This is a genomic window from Caballeronia sp. LZ033 (assembly GCF_031451265.1).
GTDB lineage: Bacteria > Pseudomonadota > Gammaproteobacteria > Burkholderiales > Burkholderiaceae > Caballeronia.
In genome coordinates, this window is record NZ_JARUXQ010000003.1 from 516,241 (window position 1) to 536,922 (window position 20,682).

General features: G+C 64.3%; 21 protein-coding genes. 8 read left to right on the forward strand and 13 right to left on the reverse strand.

All coding sequences use genetic code 11. The annotated features are described in order from the left end of the window. Positions 1-9: 9 nt before the first annotated feature. From QCE62_RS23560 to QCE62_RS23590, 7 genes are all read right to left on the reverse strand, one after another. Positions 10-1,338 (reverse strand): MFS transporter, encoded by a 1,329-nt coding sequence (locus tag QCE62_RS23560; RefSeq protein ID WP_309923734.1) that lies wholly within the window; start codon positions 1,336-1,338, stop codon positions 10-12. 83 nt (positions 1,339-1,421) lie between these two features. Further along, complete coding sequence (locus tag QCE62_RS23565; RefSeq protein ID WP_309923736.1) at positions 1,422-2,171, reverse strand: SDR family NAD(P)-dependent oxidoreductase; 750 nt, start codon at positions 2,169-2,171, stop codon at positions 1,422-1,424. Positions 2,172-2,264: 93 nt separating this feature from the next. Beyond that, positions 2,265-3,158: a LysR substrate-binding domain-containing protein gene (locus tag QCE62_RS23570; RefSeq protein ID WP_309923739.1), complete on the reverse strand. Its 894-nt coding sequence runs from the start codon at positions 3,156-3,158 to the stop codon at positions 2,265-2,267. Between the two features lie 4 nt (positions 3,159-3,162). Beyond that, entirely contained in the window at positions 3,163-3,753 is a 591-nt protein-coding gene (locus QCE62_RS23575) for a peroxidase-related enzyme (protein ID WP_309815937.1), read from the reverse strand. A 39-nt stretch (positions 3,754-3,792) separates the two neighbouring features. Beyond that, positions 3,793-6,417, reverse strand: a complete 2,625-nt coding sequence (locus QCE62_RS23580; RefSeq protein ID WP_309923741.1) for a PAS domain-containing protein — start codon at positions 6,415-6,417, stop codon at positions 3,793-3,795. Between the two features lie 238 nt (positions 6,418-6,655). Then, complete coding sequence (locus QCE62_RS23585) at positions 6,656-6,832, reverse strand: hypothetical protein (RefSeq protein ID WP_309923743.1); 177 nt, start codon at positions 6,830-6,832, stop codon at positions 6,656-6,658. Positions 6,833-6,907: 75 nt separating this feature from the next. Further along, positions 6,908-8,284, reverse strand: a complete 1,377-nt coding sequence (locus QCE62_RS23590) for a gluconate:H+ symporter (RefSeq protein ID WP_309923745.1) — start codon at positions 8,282-8,284, stop codon at positions 6,908-6,910. A 415-nt stretch (positions 8,285-8,699) separates the two neighbouring features. Between QCE62_RS23590 and QCE62_RS23595 the strand changes: the two genes are divergently transcribed. The 6 genes from QCE62_RS23595 (at position 8,700) to treA (ending at position 14,153) form a co-directional block, all read left to right on the forward strand. Beyond that, positions 8,700-9,581 (forward strand): RNA polymerase sigma-70 factor, encoded by an 882-nt coding sequence (locus QCE62_RS23595; protein WP_309923747.1) that lies wholly within the window; start codon positions 8,700-8,702, stop codon positions 9,579-9,581. Positions 9,582-9,721: 140 nt separating this feature from the next. Next, positions 9,722-10,201 carry a carboxymuconolactone decarboxylase family protein gene (locus QCE62_RS23600; RefSeq protein ID WP_309923748.1) on the forward strand — a complete coding sequence of 160 codons (480 nt, stop codon included), beginning with the start codon at positions 9,722-9,724 and terminating at the stop codon, positions 10,199-10,201. A gap of 56 nt (positions 10,202-10,257) precedes the next feature. Continuing rightward, a complete protein-coding gene (locus tag QCE62_RS23605) occupies positions 10,258-10,647 on the forward strand; it encodes a cupin domain-containing protein (protein WP_309925267.1) in 390 nt (129 codons plus the stop codon). A 98-nt stretch (positions 10,648-10,745) separates the two neighbouring features. Further along, positions 10,746-11,750, forward strand: coding sequence for a LysR family transcriptional regulator (locus QCE62_RS23610; RefSeq protein ID WP_309923750.1), 1,005 nt, complete (start codon positions 10,746-10,748; stop codon positions 11,748-11,750). 109 nt (positions 11,751-11,859) lie between these two features. Then, positions 11,860-12,369, forward strand: a complete 510-nt coding sequence (locus QCE62_RS23615; protein WP_309923752.1) for an Ohr family peroxiredoxin — start codon at positions 11,860-11,862, stop codon at positions 12,367-12,369. A gap of 203 nt (positions 12,370-12,572) precedes the next feature. Next, entirely contained in the window at positions 12,573-14,153 is a 1,581-nt protein-coding gene (gene treA / locus QCE62_RS23620) for an alpha,alpha-trehalase TreA (protein WP_309923756.1), read from the forward strand. Between the two features lie 18 nt (positions 14,154-14,171). On the opposite strand, the gene QCE62_RS23625 is transcribed toward treA, so the two are convergent. Together QCE62_RS23625 and QCE62_RS23630 are read right to left on the reverse strand one after the other, a co-directional pair. Next, positions 14,172-14,408 (reverse strand): 4-oxalocrotonate tautomerase family protein, encoded by a 237-nt coding sequence (locus QCE62_RS23625; protein WP_309815964.1) that lies wholly within the window; start codon positions 14,406-14,408, stop codon positions 14,172-14,174. Positions 14,409-14,445: 37 nt separating this feature from the next. Further along, positions 14,446-15,156, reverse strand: coding sequence for an SDR family oxidoreductase (locus tag QCE62_RS23630; RefSeq protein WP_309923758.1), 711 nt, complete (start codon positions 15,154-15,156; stop codon positions 14,446-14,448). Between the two features lie 178 nt (positions 15,157-15,334). On the opposite strand from QCE62_RS23630, the gene QCE62_RS23635 reads away from it, so the two are divergent. After that, positions 15,335-16,057, forward strand: coding sequence for a haloacid dehalogenase type II (locus QCE62_RS23635; RefSeq protein ID WP_309923760.1), 723 nt, complete (start codon positions 15,335-15,337; stop codon positions 16,055-16,057). Positions 16,058-16,098: 41 nt separating this feature from the next. Here the strand turns inward: QCE62_RS23635 and QCE62_RS23640 are convergent, their stop codons facing one another. The 4 genes from QCE62_RS23640 to QCE62_RS23655 all read right to left on the reverse strand — a co-directional run bounded on the left by QCE62_RS23640 (position 16,099) and on the right by QCE62_RS23655 (position 19,643). Further along, complete coding sequence (locus QCE62_RS23640; RefSeq protein ID WP_309923763.1) at positions 16,099-16,392, reverse strand: DUF1330 domain-containing protein; 294 nt, start codon at positions 16,390-16,392, stop codon at positions 16,099-16,101. Between the two features lie 107 nt (positions 16,393-16,499). Continuing rightward, complete coding sequence (locus QCE62_RS23645; protein WP_309923766.1) at positions 16,500-17,381, reverse strand: oxaloacetate decarboxylase; 882 nt, start codon at positions 17,379-17,381, stop codon at positions 16,500-16,502. Between the two features lie 108 nt (positions 17,382-17,489). Continuing rightward, complete coding sequence (locus QCE62_RS23650; RefSeq protein WP_309923767.1) at positions 17,490-18,353, reverse strand: amidohydrolase family protein; 864 nt, start codon at positions 18,351-18,353, stop codon at positions 17,490-17,492. Between the two features lie 6 nt (positions 18,354-18,359). Beyond that, positions 18,360-19,643, reverse strand: coding sequence for an MFS transporter (locus QCE62_RS23655; protein ID WP_309923769.1), 1,284 nt, complete (start codon positions 19,641-19,643; stop codon positions 18,360-18,362). A gap of 136 nt (positions 19,644-19,779) precedes the next feature. Between QCE62_RS23655 and QCE62_RS23660 the strand changes: the two genes are divergently transcribed. Then, the gene (locus QCE62_RS23660; protein WP_309923770.1) at positions 19,780-20,661 is read left to right on the forward strand and encodes a LysR family transcriptional regulator; all 882 of its coding nucleotides are present in this window, start codon (positions 19,780-19,782) and stop codon (positions 20,659-20,661) included. Positions 20,662-20,682 lie beyond the last annotated feature (21 nt).

The window sequence follows — 20,682 nt, forward strand, 5'->3', positions numbered from 1 at the left end:
ATAATGCATTCAGCGATTGACCGTCCGGGCCGGCACGAAGAACACCAGCACCGCGCCCACCACGACGGCCGCCGAGATGAAGATCAGGCCGGCGGTGGACTTGCCCGTGAAGTCGTTGAGCCAGCCGACGATGGCGGGCGAGAAGAAGCCGGCGAGATTGGCGAAGCAGTTCACCGCCGCGATGCCCGCCGCCGCCGACATGCCGCCCAGCACGGCGGTGGGCAGTGACCAGAACTGCGATGACGACGCGAGAATGCCGGCCGCCGCGACGCTCACGCAGACGATCGAGGCGCCCACGCTGCCGAGCATCGGCAAGGTGGCGAAGCCGGCGGCGGAGATGAGCATCGGGATCGCGAGATGCAGGCGGCGCTCGCGGCGGCGGTCGGCACTGGCGCCGATCAACGGCAGCGCGACGATCGCGCAGAGATACGGAATGGCAGTGAGGATCCCGACCCACAGCGGGTCCGCGACGCCGGTCCTGCGCACGATGGTCGGCAGCCAGAAGGTGAGCCCGTACTGGCCGAGCACGACGCAGAAGTAGATGGCCGCCATGAGCCACAGCCTGCGGTCCGCGACGAATGCGCGGATCGACACATGCTGCACTGTCTGCGCGTTGTCCTTGTCGACGTTGCGCCGGAGCAGGGCCTTCTCGTCATCCGTGAGCCACTTCGCGCCGGCGATCCCATCGTCGAGATAGAACAGGATCGCGACGCCGAGGCACAGCGAGGGCAGCGCTTCGAGCATGAAGAGCCACTTCCATCCGGCCAGCCCATGCGCGCCCTGGAATGCATGCATGATGTAACCGGACAGCGGACCGCCGACGATGCCCGCGAGCGGAATCGCCATGAAGAACAGCGAGAGCGCCTTGGCGCGGCGTGCGGCCGGGAACCAGTACGTCAGGTAGAGGATCACGCCGGGCGCGAAGCCTGCCTCGGCCACGCCGAGCAGGAAGCGCAGCGCGTAGAACTGGGTGGGCGTCTGGACGAACACGAAGCTTGCCGAGATCAGCGCCCAGGTGAGCATGATGCGTGCGAGCCACTTGCGCGCGCCTACGCGGTGCAGGATGACGTTGCTGGGCACTTCGAAGAGGAAGTAGCCGAGGAAGAAGATGCCTGCGCCGACGCCATAGATGGTCTCCGAGAAGCGCAGGTCGTTCAGCATCTGCAGCTTCGCAAAGCCGACGTTGACGCGGTCGAGATACGCGCCGAGGTAGCACAGCATCAGGAAGGGAATGAGGCGGCGTCCGACCTTGGCGTAGGTCTTCGTTTCGAGGCTGGCGGCATCGTCGGCGGAAGCGAAGCCGGCCGCGGCCACCGGTGTGGCGAGTCTGGATTTCATGAATGTCTCCTGCCATGGAGCGCCCCGGTTGTTCCGGGTGCGCTGGTGGGTGCATCTGTAGGTGCGTCTTCAGGCGCGATCGATTAGTGGATCAGCATGCCGCCGTTCACGTCGAGCGTGACGCCGGTGAGATACGACGAGAGATCGCTCGCGAGGAACAGGCAGGCGTTCGCGATGTCGGCGGCGTCGCCGAGTCGGCCGAGCGGAATGCCCTTGATGATGTCGGTGCGCATCTCGGGCGTGAGCTTGTCGCCGGTGATGTCGGTCTGGATGAGGCCCGGCGTGATCGAGTTCACGCGGATGCGGTCCGACCCGAACTCGCGCGCCATGGCTTTCGCGAGGCCCAGCACGCCGGCTTTCGCCGCGCTGTAGTGCGGTCCGCCGAAGATGCCGCCGCCACGCTGCGCCGATACCGACGACATGCACACGATGCTGCCGCGCTGCTGCTTCTTCATCTGCGGAATGACGGCCTGCGACATGTACAGCGTGCCGCGCAGGTTCACGCCGATGACGGCGTCGAAGTTGTCCGCGCCGATCTCCAGCGTCTTGATCGGCTGCGTGATGCCCGCGTTGTTGATAAGCGCGTCGATGCGGCCATAGCGCTCCGTCGTCGCTGTCGCGGCGGCGACGCAGGCGGCCTTGTCGGTGACATCGCAGGCCAGGCCGAGATGGCCTTCGCCTAGGTCGTCGGCGGCGGCTTGCGCATCGGCTTCCTTCAGGTCGAGCACGACGATGCGTGCGCCCTGTGCGGCCAGTGCCCGCGCCGTGGCCTTGCCGATGCCGCGCGGCGAGGCCGCGCCCGTGACGATCACTACCTGGTTCTCGAGCAACATCGCTGTCTCCGTTGATGGTCTGGTGTAGGCGCAGTGTCTTCGCCTTCAGCCTGACGATCAACGCAGTTTGGCTCAACTATTGCTGAGAAATTTTCAGGTATCGATATGCTGTGCCATTTGTTGATCCATCCACGCGAGGAACTTGGCGACGCGCGGCAGGCCCGCGTTCTGGCTCGGGTAAACCAGATGATGTGCGCCCACTTCGACCGCATATTCACGACCGAACACCGGCGCCAGCGTGCCGCGTGCGAGATGGCGCGAGGCCAGCATCGTGCTTTCCAGTGCGATGCCATGACCCAGCGCCGCCGCCTCGAGTGACATGTATGAGCGGTCGAACGAGAAGTCGAACGCCTTGCGCCTGACCGCCACGCCGAACTTGCCGAACCACTGCTGCCATTGCACCAGCGGCGACTCGGAGAGGATCAGGCGGCGTTCCAGCAGATCATCGGGCGAGGCGACAGGAAAGCGTTCGAGATACTCGGGCGAGGCCAGCGGCGCGATGGTTTCGTGGCGCAGGGTCCGGATCTCGACATCGCTCCAGTGCGCATAGCCGTGACGCACGGCGATGTCGTAGTAACCCGAGGTGAACGACACATCCTCGTACGAGCACGCCAGGTTCATCTGGATGTCGCCGTTCGCTTCCTGGAAGGCGGCGAGACGCGGCAGCAGCCACATCAGGCCGAAGCTCGGGCTTGAATGGATCCGCAGGATCTCGACCGAGGTTTCACTCGATGCGCGTTCGGTGGCGCGATTCAGTTCGGCGAGCGCGCCCGTCACGTCGGACAGATACTGCGTGCCGGTCGGCGTCAGCACGAGTCCGCGTCCCAGGCGCGTGAACAACGGCCGCCCGACGATGCCTTCGAGGTTCGCCAGTTGATGGCTCACCGCGGAGGGCGTGAGGCCGAGTTCGTCGGCGGCGCGGTTGACGCTCTTCGTCCGCGCCACGCTTTCGAAGGCGATGATGGCTTTCAGCGGAGGCAGGCGCATCGGCTTACTGCTTCGGCTCGCGCGGCACGCGTCCCATCAGGAAGAATTCGTCGTTGGGCCGCATCGAGATCACGTTCGCCATGCGGTTCGACAGGCCGAAGAACGCCGTGATGGCCGCGATGTCCCAGATGTCTTCGTCATTGAAACCGTGCGCGCGCAGCGTGACGAAGTCGCTGTCGTCCACGCTGCCCGACGCGCGGCAGACCTTCAGCGCGAAATCGAGCATTGCGTGCTGGCGCGGCGTGATATCCGCCTTGCGATGATTCACCGCGACCTGATCCGCCACCAGCACGTTCTTCTCGTAGATGCGCAGGATCGCGCCATGCGCGACGACGCAATACAGGCAGTCGTTCACGGCGCTCGTCGCGACGACGATCATCTCGCGCTCGCCCTTGCTCAGGCCGCCTTCCTTCAGCATCAGCGCATCGTGATAGGCGAAGAATGCACGGAACTCGGCGGGGCGGTGCGCCAGCGTGAGAAACACGTTCGGCACGAAGCCGGCCTTCTCCTGGACCTCGAGGATGCGAGTGCGGATGTCGTCGGGCCAGTCTTGCGGTTGGGGAACGGGATAGCGGCTGATGGGCGGGGTCGTCATGGCGTCGTCGTGAATGAAGGCGTTGATCGAACGCTCATTCTAGTTCGACGGCGCGCCGCGTGTGGCAGTCAGCGAACCCAGCAGCTTGAGCAGGCTCTCCACGTTCACGGGCTTGACGAAGTGATAGTCGAAGCCCGCCGACTGCGCGCGCAACCGGTCTTCCGCCTGACCGTAGCCGGTGATCGCGATCAGCAGCGGCATGGTCTCGCCCTTGCGGCGCAGGCGGCGCGCGAGTTCATAGCCATCGATATCGGGCAGGCCGATGTCGAGCAGCGCGACGTCCGGTTTCAGCAGCGGCGCCGCTTCGAGCGCTTCCGACGACGAATACGCCACCTGCGCGACATGACCTTCGGACTCGCACAGCATGGCGAGCGAATCGGCGGCGTCGCGGTTGTCATCCACCACGAGAACGCGCAAGGTCTTGCGCGCGGTGCGCGTGCCCTGATCGGCGAGCGCGAGCGCCGAGTGCCGCTCATGATGATGCAGGCGCGGCAGGCGAATCGTCACGGTCGTGCCGAGTCCCGGGCCCGGACTCTGCACGTTGATGGTTCCCTTGTGCATCTCGACCAGCTTCTTCACCAGCGAAAGCCCGATGCCGAGCCCGCCGTTCGAACGGTCGAGCGTGCGCTCGCCCTGCGAGAACAGCTCGAAGACCTTCGGCAGGAGATCCGCGGAGATGCCGGTGCCGGTGTCGGCGATGGCGATCGCCACCGCTTCCTCGTCGGCGCGCACGCTCACGGTGATGCGGCCGTTTTCGGGCGTGTACTTGCTGGCATTGTTCAGCACATTGACGAGGATCTGCGACAGACGCGTGACGTCGCCGCACACCCAGGTGGTGGCATCGGAGACATCGACGTGAATGGATTGCGCGCGCGCCTCGACCATGCCCGCGATCGCCTCGACCGAGTGATACACCGCCGTGCCGACGAGGATCGGTTCGAGCTGCAGTGCAATGCGTCCCTGCGTGATGCGCGACACTTCGAGCAGATCGTCCACGATGCGCGTCATGTGCTCGACCTGCCTGCGCATCAGATCGATCAGGTCGCGCAGATGCGGCTCGCTGTCCTTGTCCTTCTGCAGCAGCGCGATGGCGGTTCGCAACGGCGCGAGCGGATTGCGCAGTTCATGGGCGAGCATGGCGAGGAACTCGTCCTTGCGCCGTCCCGACTCGCGCAGCATCAGTTCCATGTGCTTGCGCTCGGTGATGTCGATCACGCTGCCAATGATGCGCAGCGGCTTGCCGTCCTTGCTGCGCTGGAGCAGCGCGCTGCCTTGCATCCATCGTTCGCCGTGCAGATTTCGCACGCGGAATTCAAAATGCCCGCCGGGGTTCTCGCCGGCGGCAAGACTGCGCATGTAGCGGTCGAGCGACGCGCTGTCCTCGGGATGCACGCGCGTCAGCGCCGCGTCATAGGTGAGCGTCTCGTGGATCTGGCGCTCGCCGCCGGTTTCGAGGAAGAGCGTCCAGGTGGCGAGTTCGAGCGAGGCGATGTGGATGTTCGCGGCCTGCATGGCCACCGTGAGGCGCAGGCTGCGCGCTTCGATGGCGGCCTGCGCCTCGTAGCGCGGCGTGACGTCGGTGGTCGTGCCGAACCATTCCTGCAGCTTGCCTTGATCGTCGTGGAGCGGGGCGGCGTGTGCCTGCACCATGCGATACACGCCGTCGCGCCGATACATGCGGAAGGTGAGCGTGCGCGCGGCGCCTTGCTCCAGTGCGTCGAGCCAGTCGCGCTGGGTGCGTTCGCGGTCGTCCGGATGAATGAATTCGAGCCATCCCCAGCCGGACAGCGCCTCGGGCGGGACGCCGGTGAAGCGCTCCCATTCGCCGCCCGACGGACGGATCTCGCCGTTTGCATCGGCGGACCAGACGAGCGCTCCCGTTGATTCCACCAGCGCACGATAGCGCCGCTCGGAGAGGCTCAGGCGGTCTTCGTCGGCGCGCTGCGTGCTGATGTCGAAGCTCACGCCGTAGACGCGCGTGAGCACGCCTTCGCGGTCGAACTCCGGATGCCCGCGCATGCGCAGCCAGCGGCGCGTGCCGGGATCGGGCTCGAGCACGAAATCGAATTCGAACGGACCGCCGTCGCGCAAGGCCTCGGTGAGGTTGCGCTGAAAGGGCGCGCGATATTCCGGAGCGACCCGGTCCCATACTTCCGAGAGCAGCACGGCTTCCGTGCCGGGGGGAAACGAGTAGAGCGCCGCGAGCTGCGCGGTCATGCGCACCACGCGCGTCTTCATGTCCCATTCCCACGCGCCCATGCGCGCGCCGGCAAAGGCCGCCTGAAGACGCCGCTCGCTGGCTTCGTACATGGCCCACGCATGGCGGCATTCGTGAATGTCGATGGCCACGCCCACGGTCTCGCCGATCAGCCCTTCTTCGTCGCGCCGCGCCTGCAGATGCAGCGTATGCCAGCGGAATGCGCCGTCCGCGCGCAGCAGGCGCACATCGACGTTGCGCAGCAGGGTGCCGTCGCGCATGAGCCGCAGTGCATCGAGCACCGGAGGGATGTCGTCGGAATGGACGAAGGCGTTCCAATGCCGCCCCGACAGCTCTGCAAGCGCCACGCCGAGATAGCGGCACGCCCAGGGATTTGCGTATTGGATAGTGCCGTCGCGTGCGGCGCGCCAGACGAATGACGGCAGGAAATGAGCAGGATCGTGCATGGGCGTCCTTGCTTCCGCTGACTCGTTGTCGGCGAGACGCGTCGCCGTACGCGGCATCGAACGCTGCGATAGCCTGGGGCTACCATACAACAAAAGCGCCGCCCGGGACGCTCATGGCAGGCACTCTTGCCGCTTGTCGGGTGAGTCGAAAAAATCAGGAGTAATTTCTACGCTGCAAGCAGCGAACGCTGTTGCCGAACCCGCGCCTGCCCATTGCGAAAGAGCGGGATTTGGCGTATCAGCCTGCTTCGCCCACTTCCTTCGGGTCGGGCAGCTTGCCGGACTGGCCGCCGCTTGGCCGTTCGGGTTCGTTCTTCAAGTCACGCTTTTGCTCGTCGGAAAGCCGCCGGTCAGCGACGTTCGGGTCGTCGGGTGTCTGTTTCGGCGGGGTCGGACGGTCGTTCTCGTCGGTCATGATGTGCGCTCCCTGTTCGTCATGAGATCGGAATCGTGTTCACAGGAGCGCATGTCGCGTGCCAGCGTGCGGGCCTTATGTCAGGAGATTCCACAGCACCAGCGTGAGCACCAGCCCGACCACCGAAACGATGGTCTGCAAGATCGACCACACCGCGACCGTGCGCTTCAGCGTGAGACCGAAGTATTCGCGCACCATCCAGAAGCCCGCGTCATTGACGTGGCAGAAGAACACCGAGCCCGCGCCGATGGCGAGCGCCATCAGCGAGTTGTGGGTCGCGGTGAGTCCGCTGACGACCGGCGCGACGATCCCCGCCGTGGTCGTCGTGGCGACGGTCGCCGAGCCGGTCGCCTGACGCAGCGCGACGGCGATCAGCCATGCGAGCAGGATCAGCGGCAGGTGCGTGCCGACTGCAATCTTGCCGATGGTCACGCTGATGCCCGCGTTGACCAGCATCTGCTTGAGACCGCCGCCCGCGCCGATGGTCAGCAGCAGCGCGGCGATGGGCGGCAGGCTCTTGCGCAGGATGCCGCCGACGCGTTCCCGCGCCATGCCGCGCGACCAGCCCAGCATCACGATGGCGAACAGCACGGTCAGCGCGAGCGCGACGAGCGGTTCACCGACGAAGTCGAGCATGTCGTACAGCAGCGTGTCCTTCGTGAGCGCCAGCTTGGCGACGGTGCGGCCGAGCATCATCACGACGGGCAGCAGGATGGTCACCAGCGAGATCGCGAAGCCGGGTGTGGCCGCGCCTTCGTCGCGAGTGGTGAACAGCTGGCCGATTTCCTCGGGCGCCTCGATATGCAGCCGCTTCGACAGCCAGATGCCGTAGACCGGTCCGGCGAGAACGACAGCAGGCAGCGCGACGAGCAGGCCCAGTCCGAGCGTCAGCCCGAGGTCGGCATGCAGCGCGCTCACGGCGATCAGCGGACCGGGGTGCGGCGGCAGCAGCGCATGCAGGGTGGTCATGCCGGCGAGGGCAGGAATCGCGATGCGCAGGATGGGTTGCCCGGAGCGGCGCGCCATGACGAAGATGATCGGCACCATCATCACGAGGCCGACTTCGAAGAACAGCGGCAGCCCGACGATGATCGCGACGAGCGCCATCATCCACGGCAGCCTGCGCGGTGTGGAATGGTCCAGGAGGGTGGTGACGAGCCTGTCGGCGGCGCCGGATTCGGCCATCAGCGCACCGAGCATGGCGCCGAGCGCGATGATGATGCCGACGTCGCCGAGCAGCGCGCCCGCGCCCTTGCTGAACGCCTGCGCGATGGCTTCGAGCGGCTGATGCGCGGCGAAGCCTGCCGCGAACGTGCCCACCAGGATGGAAAGGAACGGCGCGAGCTTCAGGACGCTGATGGAAACGATGATGATCGCGAGGCCGAGTGCGCAGGCGATGAGAAGCTGGGTGTCGTGTGCGGACCAGGGGGCGAGGGTTGTCGTTGGGTTCACTGTGGTCTTGAGGTGGTTCTTGAGATGACGCTTGCTCTGACGTTCGATCTGACGCGGCTGAGTGCGACGGCAATACGATTACGGTTTGCTTTCGCGGTGCGGGTCGTGCCAGCTTCCCGCGAGGCCGTGTCGTAATAGCATTTTTCGCGGCGCCGGTCAAAAAATCGGACCAATCGGCCGGCGCGCCGCTCAGTTTAAGCAGAGACGCACGCGCTTGCATTTTGCGTTTTGCACTTTGCATGCGAGATGGCATTTTGCACTTTGTATTCGAGATGCCGTCCGTCGACGAGACGAAACCGGCGTCGCGGCTGAACGAACGGGGCGGGCCGTCGTGCGTCCCGGCGCAGGCTTGCGCTACGATTCTGTATGGACCTTTTTCAGAGGCTTGAACCCGCACGGATCCGGAGCCGACACCATGGATGACGCCACGCGCGAGTTCGATCGCCTGCGCCCTCGTCTGCAGGCCATTGCTTACCGCATGCTGGGTTCGGTGGCGGAAGCCGAGGACATCGTCCAGGATGTCTGGCTGCGCTGGCATGCGGCTGCGCGCGTGGCCATCGAGAATGCGGAGGCGTGGCTGGTATCGGTCACGACGCGTCACTCGATCGACCGCCTGCGCGCCGCGAAGATCCAGCGCGAGCACTACACCGGTATCTGGCTTCCCGAACCGCACATCACCGAGCCGCCCGCGACACCTGAGGAAATGACGGAACGGGCCGACGATGTCTCCGTCGCTTTCCTGATGCTGCTCGAACGTCTGACGCCGGAGGGGCGTGCCGCCTTTCTGCTGCGCGAGGTATTCGACGCCGACTACCCCGAGGTGGCGCGCATCATCGGCAAGACGGAGGCCGCCTGCCGTCAGCTCGTGAGCCGCGCCAAGGTGCAATTGCGCGAGGAACGTCCGCGCCGCCCGGTGTCGCCCGAGCTTCATCGGCACGTGCTGCTGGCCTTCGTGAGCGCGCTCGAACACGGCGACTTCGCATCGATTCATGCGATGCTCGCCGACGAAGCCACGCTCATCGGCGACGGCGGCGGCCGCGTCCAGAGCTTCCCGGAGCCCATGCGGGGCGGCCGGCGCATCGCGCAGCTTTTCTATGCCGCATATCTGCGCTACGGAAGCGAAGTGCGCGTGGAACCGGTGATGCTGAATGGGCAATGGGCGTTGCTGCGCTTCATCGAGGGCAAGCTCGAGTCCGCGCAGTCGTTTGAAATCGAGCAGGATCGCATCGTCAACATCCAGGTGCAGCGCAACCCCGACAAACTCGAACGGATCGCGGCCTGGCTGGACAGCCAGTAGGGAAGTGGACAACGATTGATGCGCAGCAGGCAACAGCGTGCGGCCTGCCGCGGGTCTACCGTCGCCAGCCGCGCAAACCTACGATGACATCCATGCCGGGCCGCGCCCGCGGTCGGCTAACCCACCTGCATGGAGCCGTCATGTCGCAGCGCATCAACTACGTTCACCAGTCTCCCGAACTCTTCAAGAAGTTTTATGAATTCAGCAATACTGTCGCGGAATGCGCGATCGAGCAGACCGTTCGCGATCTCGTCTCGCTGCGCGCATCGCAGATGAACGGCTGCGGCTTCTGCGTCGACATGCATGTGAAGGAAGCGAAGATCCATGGCGAGCGTGAACTGCGCACGCATCATGTAGCAATCTGGCGCGAGTCCACTTTGTTCTCGCCGCGCGAACGCGCCGCGCTCGCCTGGACCGAAGTCCTGACACGTCTCCCGGAGCATGGCGTGCCCGACGAGCTGTATCAGCGCGTGCGTGAGCAATTCAACGAAAAGGAATTGTCCGACCTGACCTACGCCATCATGGCGATCAACGGCTGGAACCGCGCCAACGTCGCGTTCCAGACGGTGCCGGGTTCGTCCGACAAGGTGTTCGGCCTCGAGAAGGCAAACCTGTCCTGAAGCCTCGGGCGCCGTCCTTTTACCTGCGGAGACTCATCGTGCAGAACATCAGACGCATGGGACTGGCGCTCGCCCTCGGAAGCGCGGCGCTCTTTGCCCAAGAGGCGCGGGCGGCGCCCGAGGCCGTCGTCACCGAGTTGATGACCCGGCCGTTGCCGGACTATCCCGGCAAGGAGGCGTTGATGATCAACGTGGACTATCCGCCGGGCGCGGTGGATCCGGTGCATCGGCACGATGCGCATGCGTTCGTCTATGTCGTCGAAGGGTCGATCGTGATGCAGCTCAAAGGCGGCAAGCAAGTGACGCTGAAGCCGGGCGACACCTTCTACGAAGGTCCCGACGACATCCACACGGTCGGCCGCAACGCCAGCATGACGAAGCCCGCGAAGTTCATCGTGCTGTTGCTCAAGGACAAGGGCAAGCCTGTGCTGACGCCGGTGAAATAAAACCGGAACCAGGCGCGAAAATTTTTTTCAGCAGGCGATGTCACAAACCGGGCGGCGCAAACGTCTTGTAAGTCAGAGCCACTCCGTTTAGCGCCGCCATGCCACTGGACCTCGTTTCTCATTCCGACGATTCGCTCGCCTACAGCTTCAGCACCAGTTATGCGGGCGTCGTTTCGTTTCTGGCCGTCGCCAATGAAGGCAGCTTCGCGAAAGCGAGCGATCGCCTGGGCATCGGCCGCTCCGCCGTCAGCCGCAACGTGCAGAAACTCGAAGCACAACTCGACGCGCGCCTGTTCCTGCGCACCACGCGCAGCACGTCGCTGACGCGCGAGGGCGAACTCTTCTACAAGAATTGCCAGCCGGGCGTCGAACGCATCGTGCAGGCGCTCGAAGACATGCGCGAACTACGTAATGGACCGCCGCGCGGACACCTGCGCATCGCCTCGACATCGGGCTTCGGCCGCAAGGTCGTGGCGCCGCTGCTGCCCGGCTTCAATGCGCGCTATCCGGACATCGCGCTGGAACTGCTGCTGAACGATGCAGCATGCGACTTCACCGCGGATCGTGTGGATGTCGCGTTCCGCGATGGCCATATCGACAATTGCGAGGTCGTCGCGAAGCAACTCATACCAATGCAGATGATCGTCTGCATGTCGCCCGGCCATGCGCGCGAACATGGGCTGCCGCGCAGCATCGAACAACTGGAGCGGCATCGCTGCATCAGCTTGCGCACGTCGTCCGGCCGTATCGCTGAATGGGAATTCAAGGTCAACGGCGTGGCGCACAAGGTGATGCCTCATGCGCGGCAAATCTTCAACGATATCGATCTGATGCTGCAGGCCGTGATGGATGGACAGGGCATCGCGCAACTTCCGGCCTATCTCGTGTGCGATGCGTTGAAAGCCGGCCGGCTGGTCATGTGTCTCGCCCAGTACGCGCCGGACGATGGCGGTCATTACCTGTGCTATCTCAGCCGCAAGCATCTTCCCACGCGCGTGCGCGTGTTCGTCGACTACATGACGGAGCAGACGCGCGCGCTCGATCTGCATTGCCTGACAACCACGATCAGCAACGCAACGCGCCCATTGAGCGGCGCGGATTGATGCGTGCAGGGCAACACCGTGCGTGCGCCGACGGGACTACCGGACGCGCGCCGGCATGCATACGATGCATGCTGGACAGACGTCGGGCATGCGCATCGAAGAGACCATCATGGCATCACTCACTCCGCCTTCCACGACTCTGCTCGACAAGTACCAGGGCCAGGACACGCACACGCTGTATTCGACGACCGTGACGATCACCGGCGGCGACGCGGGCCATGGCCGCGCCTCGGGCAAGGCACGCTCCGACGACGGCAATCTCGATCTCGAACTGCGGCTTCCCGAGTCGCTGGGCGGCGCCGGCGGCGGCACGAATCCGGAACAGTTGTTCGCGGCCGCCTATGCCGCCTGCTTCCATGGCGCCCTCACGCTGCTCGCGACCCGTGTGGGCATCGAAGTCGCGCAGGCCGCCGTGTCCGTCACGGTGAACTTCGCGCGCGATCCGGTCGATGGCCTCTTCGTGCTCACCGCGCATACCGAGGTGCAGCTTCCCGGCGTCGAGCGCACCGTCGCCGAGGAACTCGTGCGCAATACGGAACGCTTCTGCCCCTACACGAAGATGGCCCGCAAGGGCATCGTGAATATCGTTGCGCTCGCGGGAAACGCGGACCAAGCGTAACGAGGGTTGCTACGCGCGATCAAGCGTTCTATGCTTCGCCGTGCTGCCGAACGAACCCATAATCAAAAGCGCTGCTTGAGCGAGACCAGTCCGGTTCAACATCCTTCGAGGGAGGGAGCATGATCGCACTGTCTTCGCACGGCGCAGGGTCTGACGCGTCATCGCGTGAATCCGCAGCGACACGACGAGCAAGCACACGCCGAATGCTCGGCGTCTGGTTCTTCCTGAGCATCGCCGCGAGTGCGGCGCATGCCGACACCACCAGCGGCTATGTGTTGCCCCTGCCGCCGAGCGAGCTTTATGGCGATCTCTTCGTCGCGGTGCAGACGCAAGGCGTCTATCCCGATCAGAAGACCTTCGTCGATGCGACCCCGAAGATGGATCCCGCGCAGATCCTGCAGGCCTATCACACGCAGATGTCCGCGCCAGGTTTCGACCTGAAGGCATTCGTCGCGCAATACTTCACGCCGCCCACGGATCAGAGCATTACCCCACCGCCGGGTCAGTCATTGCGTGATCATATCGACTGGCTCTGGCCGAAACTCACGCGCCTGACGACCGTAGCGGACGTGCCGCCGAACAGTTCGCTGATCCCGCTGCCGAAGTCGTATGTCGTGCCGGGCGGGCGTTTCCGCGAAGGTTACTACTGGGACACCTATTTCACGATGCTGGGCTTGCAGGAAGCGGGCCGCGAAGATCTGGTCGACGACATGCTCGATAACTTCGCGTATCTGATCGACACGATCGGCCACATTCCCAACGGTAATCGCACTTATTACGTGAGCCGTTCGCAGCCGCCGTTCTTCTCGTACATGGTGGAACTCGCCGCGCAGAAGGAAGGCGGGCGCGTGTATCAGAAGTATTTGCCGCAGTTGCGCCGCGAGCATGAGTACTGGATGAAAGGCGCGCGGTCCTTGCAACCGGGCGAGGCGAAACGCAATGTCGTGATGCTGCCCGACCGGACGGTGCTCAACCGCTATTGGGACGAACGTGACACGCCGCGTGACGAGTCGTATCTGGAGGACGTGACCACCGCGAAGCAGGCGAGCAGTCGTCCGCCGAATGAAGTCTATCGGGACTTGCGGGCGGCGGCCGAGAGCGGCTGGGACTTCAGCTCGCGCTGGTTCGGCGACAACATGACGCTCGCGACCATCCGCACCACCTCCATCATTCCCGTCGATCTCAACAGCCTGATGTTCCACCTGGAAACGACGATTGCAATCGGCTGCGGCGAGGTGCGCGACTTCGGATGCGTCGGCGAATACATTGGCCGCGCGGCGAAGCGGGCGATCGCCATCAACAAATATTTGTGGAACGACAACGGCTATTACGGCGATTATGACTGGCGGCTCGCACAGCCACGCAACAATCCGTCGGCCGCCATGCTTTATCCGTTGTTCGCAGGCGCCGCTTGGCCGGATCGCGCACAGAAGACGGCGAACACTGTCGCCAGGATCTTGCTCAAGCCGGGCGGTCTCACCACGACGACCTTCAATACGTCACAGCAATGGGATGCGCCGAACGGCTGGGCGCCCTTGCACTGGATAGCCGTGCAAGGGCTCAAGCGCTATGGGCGCGGTGACCTCGCGCGGCCAATCGGCACGCGCTTCCTCGCGGACGTGAACAACGTCTACTCGATGCAGCAGAAGCTTGTTGAGAAGTATGTCGTCGAAGGCGAGGGCACGGGCGGTGGAGGCGGCGGCGAATATCCGTTGCAGGACGGCTTCGGCTGGACCAACGGCGTGACGCTCAAGTTCCTCGATCTCTACGCGCCAGGGCAATGATGCGCTCGACGTGAGGCGTCAGCCCGGCCCGGCCTGCTTCTGCCGGCGATACGCCTGCACCGGCAGGCCACCCACGCCCCAGTTGTCCATGTCCACTTCCTCGATCACGACGAAGGTGGCGTCCAGCGGCTTGTTCAACACGTCGAGCAACAACTGGCTCACGCCTTGGATGAGCCGCGCCTTTTCAGCGGCGGTGACGGCGTTCGTGCCTGGCGTCGTGCCCTCGCGCGTTACTTGAATGGTTACGATCGGCATGGGTGGCTCCTTTGAACATCGGTTGTAACGGCCGTCATCAATGTCCCGCGCTCTGGCCGCCATCGACGTGAAGAATCTCGCCGGTCACGAACGACGCATTGTCGAGATACAGGACCGCCCCGGCGATGTCGCTCATTTCGCCCATGCGTCCCACCGGATGCAGTTTGCCGAGCGCTTCGTGCGTGTCAGGCGCATGCATGGGCGACTTGATGATGCCGGGCGAGACGGCATTGGCGCGAATGCCGGACTTCGCGTACTCGATGGCAAGCGACTTGGTAGCGGCATTCAGGCCGCCCTTGGTCAGCGAGGCGAGCACCGAGGGCACGCCGCTCACCGCGTGATCGACGAGGCTGGTCGTGATGTTGAGCACATGCCCGCTATGGTTTTTCTCCATCTGTTCGATGGCAAGCTGCGTGACATGGAAGAACCCATTGAGGTTCACGTTCAGCATCGCCGCATAATCCTCCAGCGTGTATTGTGTGAAGGGCTTGGCGATGAAGATGCCTGCGTTGTTGATCAGCGTATCGATGCGGCCGAAGTTTTCGATCGCCGCATCCACCACGCGCTGAGCGGTGGCGCGTTCGCCGATGTCGCCCGGCACGGCAATGATGTTCGGATCGTCGGCTTGCTGGATGGAACGCGCGGTGGCGACCACGGCATGACCCTGCGCGCGGAAGGCCGCGACGATCTCTGCGCCGATGCCTTGCGACGCACCCGTGACGATAACGACTTTTTGCGTATTGCTCATGATGAACCTCGATAAGAGAAAGGGGCCTGTTGCGGATCGGCCTGTTGGCTCCGATGGCTTGTAATCTAGGCGCTTCGAGGTTCGTTGCGTACACCCGCGGTGGACTTTCAGTCTTGCGCGGCAGGAACAAATGGTCCGGCATGACCGTTCATTCAAACCCCAGGAAGGGAGCATTCCGGTGAGCTTGTCCCAGGTAAAGGCTTTCGTTTTCGATGTGTTCGGCACGGTGGTGGACTGGCGCGGCGGCGTGACGCGCGAGGCCGATGCATTCCTGAAGCGTCACGGGCATCCCGGCGCGCGGCCCGATGTCTTCGCCGATGCCTGGCGCAGCCGTTATGTGCCTGCCATGCGCAAAGTGATCAGCGGGGAGCGGCCGTTCGTCAGGCTGGACGTGCTGCATCGCGAGAATCTGCTGGACGTGCTGCCCGAGTTCGGCATCGATGCGAGCGCGGTCCCGCCGGAAGCGCTGGATGACCTCAATCTTGCGTGGCATCGGCTCGATCCATGGCCGGATTCGGTCGCGGGCTTGCAGCGCCTGAAGGCGCGCCATATCATCGCGCCGCTTTCAAACGGCAATATCAGGCTGATGGTGGACATGGCGAAGCGCGCCGGCCTGCCGTGGGATGCGATCCTCGGTGCTGAAATCGCGCAGATCTACAAGCCGGCGCCGGAGGCCTATCTGCGTACGGCCGAAGTGCTGATGCTCGCGCCCGCCGAGGTCTGTCTTGTCGCGGCGCACAACAACGATCTTGCGGCGGCAAGGCAATGCGGGCTGAGGACGGCGTTCATTGCACGGCCGCTGGAGCACGGTCCCGGTCAGACAAGCGACCTGCAAGCCGAAAGCGATTGGGATGCTGTGGTGAATGACATGAACGAACTGGCCGATGCCGTCGGCGCATGAGCGCGACGGACATCGGCCGGATACTACGGTTCAGAGATGAATCAGGCCGCGCCTTCGACGATGCGGAAATCACGCACCACGGCGTCGCCGAGCACGCGCAGCGCTTCCTTGTAGGTGTCGCTGTTGTACGCGGCAATGGCGGCTTCGAGCGAATCGTATTCGACCACGACGGTGCGCTCGAGCGCGCCTTCGCCTTGCGCCAGGGCCGCGACGCCGCGCACCAGCGGACGGCCGCCGCCTTCCTTGATGGCCTGCGTGGCAAGCTTCGCGTATTCCGCAGCCTGCTCGGGCTTCATGATCGTCTTGTACACGCTGACCCAATAACCTTTTGCCATCTGTATCTCCGTGGTTTGAACGGCGCCCTGGCGCCTCGAGACGGACGCCATGCGTCAAGCGCGCGTGCGTCCGGTTGCGGCGGCCAGCATAGCAAATATTCGGGCGATCAATCGGCGGCGTACTTGCGGTCGAGTTCGTCGAAGAGCGGTTTGTTCACGAGCCTTTGACGCTCCGCAAATGGCGCAACGACCGCGGGATCCTCGTCGAGCCGGCCTTGCGACTTCAATGCGCCCAGCGCGTTCTGCATGCCGCGCACCGCGCCTTGCAGTGCCGCATTCGCATACAGCACGAGGCTGAAGCCGAGCTGCTGCAGGTCGGCGCGGTCCGTCACCGGCGTCTTGCCGCCAATCACGATGTTGATCAACTGCGGTGCGTCGAGCAGCTTGGGCAGCGACGCGATCTGCTCCGGCGTTTCGATCGCTTCGACGAAGAGAATGTCGGCGCCTGCTTCCACGAAGGCGCGGGCACGTTCGATGGCCGCGTCGAAGCCCTCGACCGCGCAGGCATCGGTGCGGGCAATGATCTGGAAGTTCTCGTCTTCGCGCGCATCCACCGCAGCGTGGATCTTGCCGACCATTTCGCTCGTCGACACCACCGCCTTGCCCGCGAAATGCCCGCATTTTTTCGGCATCACCTGATCTTCGAGCTGGATGGCATCGGCGCCCGCGCGTTCGAGCGTGCGCACCGTATGGCGCACGTTGAGGGCATTGCCGAAGCCGGTGTCGGCATCGACGAGCAGCGGCAGATCGACGGCATCGCGGATGCGCGCGGTATGTTCAGCAATTTCCGCGAGGCCGACAAAGCCGAGATCCGGCATGCCGAGCGACATGTTCGTGACGCCCGCGCCCGTGATGTAGATCGCTTCGAATCCCAGGTCCGCCACGACGCGCGCGCTCATGGCGTTGAAAGCGCCGGGCAGCAGCAGTCCGCGCCGTGCCTCGACCAGTTCGCGGAAGGCGGCGCGGCGGCGGGAAGAAGATGTCGTCATGGCAGAGTTCCGAAAAAAAGTGGAATAGAGCGTCTCGATGCGCCCGGCGTTTGCCATGCTAACGCGGGCGTCGCCTCAGTGCTTGCCTTCGCTCGTTCTTCGTTTCTGTTAATCGAAACGAAACAGCGTGCGCGCCGAGTCGCGGATGACCGCCGTGCGCTGCGCGGCGTCCGGAATCCAGCGGTCCAGCGCGGCGCGCGAGTCGTCGTATTCGATCAGGCTGCGATGCTGCGTATGCGGCCAGTCGCTGCCCCACACGAGCCGTTCGGGGCCGAAGGCATCGAGCAGGGCGGCGGCAAGCGTCTGGCCGAGCGCCGTGCCGTTTTCGCCCACGACATTTCGATACGCCGCCGACAGTTTCACCCACACCTTGCCGCTCGATGCCGTCGCCAGCAGATAGCGGAAGCCTGGATCGGCGGCGCCGTGCGCGGGGTCGGGACGGCCGAAATGATCGATCACCACGGTGCAGTGCTGTTCGAGCAGCGGCGTGATGAGCAGCGGCAGGTCGATGGCGTTGCGATGGATCTCGACATGCCAGCCCAATGCGTTGACGCGTTCGAACAGGCCGCGCCAGTGCGCCGCCCGCACATCCGGCAACGCCAGTCCGATAAGATTCAGACGCATGCCCACGACGCCCTGTTCCGCAAGCCGATGCAACGCGGCGTCGCTGATCGAAGGATCGATGACGGCCACGCCGCGAAAACGCTGCGGATAGCGTTGCAGGACATCGATAAAAAACGAGTTGTCCGTACCGAGAAAACTCGGCTGCACGAGCACGCCATGCGAGACGCCGTTGGCGCGCAGGTGCGCCGCGTAGTCATCGAGGTTCGCGTCATAGTCGGGTGCATGACGGCGATGCGGCGCGAGCGGCAGGCCGCGCACGAAGACATGCGCATGACTGTCGATGGCGTCGATGGGGGCGTGCGCCGCCTCGAGCCACTGCTCGTTTCTGGTGTCGAGTAATTGCGTCATGGCGTGTCAGACATGGTTGGGCGAACGTTCGCGCGCTGCGCCGGGTCCAGCATCCGTGGCGATGCGGCGGCCTCGGGTCTCCGGCAGCAGCAACGCGGCGATGACCACGAGTCCATAGGCGATGCCCGCATCGATGCCAAGCGCCTGTCCGATCGGCATTGAATTGCCCATGTGTCCGACGAGCACCGGAAACACCGCCGACACCACGCGTCCGAAGTTGTAGCAGAAGCCCACGCCCGTGCCGCGCACGCCTTGCGGATAGAGCTCGTTGAACAGAGCGCCGAGCGTGGCGGGAATGCCGGCGGAGAACAGCCCGAGCGGAAAGCTCAGGATCAGCATCGCGAGATCGCCGATGGGCAGGAACACATAGATGTTGACCGTGATGGCGCAGCAGACCGCGAAGAAGATCACGTTCCTGCGGCGGCCGATCCTGTCCTGCAGCCACGCGCTGACGAAGCAGCCGACGATGAACGCCGAGATCACTACCGCAAGATAGCCTCCGGTGCCGAGCACGGACAGATGGCGTTCCGTTTTCAGATAGGTGGGCAGCCATGTGGTGATGGCGTGATAGCCGCCATGCGCGCCCAGCCCGATCAGCCCGCCGACGATCGTCGTGCGCAGCACCGATGGATGAAAAATGCCGGCGAGGATCGCGAATGTGCCTTGAGGGCGGACGTCGCCGGCTTCGGCGGTGCGCACGGCGCGAGGCGGCTCTTCGATGTTGCGCCGCATGTAGATCACGAGCAGTGCGGGAATCAGGCCGATGGCGAACAACACGCGCCAGGCCCATTCCGGCGAGACCCACGAGAACACGATCATGTAGAGCAGCACCGCGCCCGCCCAGCCGAAGCCCCAGGCGCTCTGCACGATGCCCATCGCCTTGCCGCGATGTTCCGCGCGAATCGTCTCGCCGAGCAGGACCGCGCCGGCCGTCCATTCGCCGCCGAAGCCGAGTCCCTGCAAGGACTTGAGCACGAGCAGCTGTTCGAAGTTCTGCGCGAAGGCGCTCAGGAAAGTGAATACAGAAAACCACAGCACCGTGATTTGCAGCGCCTTGACGCGGCCGATGCGGTCCGACAGCACGCCCGCCAGCAGGCCGCCGAGCGCGCCCGCCACGAGCGTCGCGCCGCCGATCAGGCCCGCCTGGCCCTTGCCGATGCCCCAGGTCGCGATGAGCGTCGGGATGACGAGGCTGAAAACCTGCGTATCGACGCCGTCCAGCGCCCAGCCGGCGAAGCACCCCCACAGCGTGCGTTTTTCAGCTGTGGATACCTCTCGGTACCAGTTCATGTCCTGTCTCCTGCGCGGATTCACGTCCGCCTCTTGTATCGATGAATGCAGATTGCCCGTGCATTCTAAAAACCAAAATCCGCCTCGCATACTATGGATATGTTCGTTTTTCATAGCATTTTGATATGCTCGCACCATGGAGACCCGCAACCTCAAATACTTTCTTGCCGTCGCCGATGCGGGCAGCGTGACCCGCGCCGCCGAAGTGCTCGACATTGCCCAGCCCGCCTTGAGTCAGGCGTTGTCGCGCATGGAGCGGGATCTCGGCGTCAAGCTGTTCTCACGCACGCGGCGTGGCGCGCAGTTGACGCCGGCGGGTGAAGCCATCGTCGAAGATGTGCGCCTGAGCGTGGCGCGCATCGAGGCCGCTTCGCATCGCGCAAGGGAGATCGGCGCGCAGCGGGGTGGCCGCCTGACCATAGGTTTTGCTTCGGCTGCGCTGTTCAGTCTTCTGCCGCGCGCCATCGCCGCCCTGCGCGCCGAAGTGCCCAACGTCGAGTTGATGCTCAAGGAGATGAGCAACGCGGAACAGGCCAGTGCGCTGGAGCAGGGCACGATCGATATTGGTCTTTTGCATACACCGGTCGCGGTGGGCGGGCGGATGCGCGAGAAGCTGATCGTCCGCGAGCGGCTGCTCGCGGTGCTGCCGCAAACTTTCCGTACCGGCGAAGACGGCAAGGTCGGGCTCAAGGATCTCTCGGACGCGGGCCTCGTGTGGTTTCCCGGCGATCAATTACCCGTGGTGCGCGCTGGCATTTTGAGTGCATTTCGCCAGGCTGGATGCGAGGCGAATGTCGTGCAGGACGCGAACCGCTCCTTGACCGTGCTCGCTTGCGTTGCGGCGGGATGCGGTGCATCGTTGCTGCCGCAATCGGTGACGGCGCTGCAATTCGCGGGCGTGCGCTTCTGCGACGTGCGCGACGGAGCCAACCTGCCGCCCTTCGAGCTGAGTGCAATCTGGCCGATGCGTTCGCGTCCCACGCTGGCAGACCGCTTCGCCGCGCTGCTCGAAGGATGATTCCAATTCAGAAGCGATAAA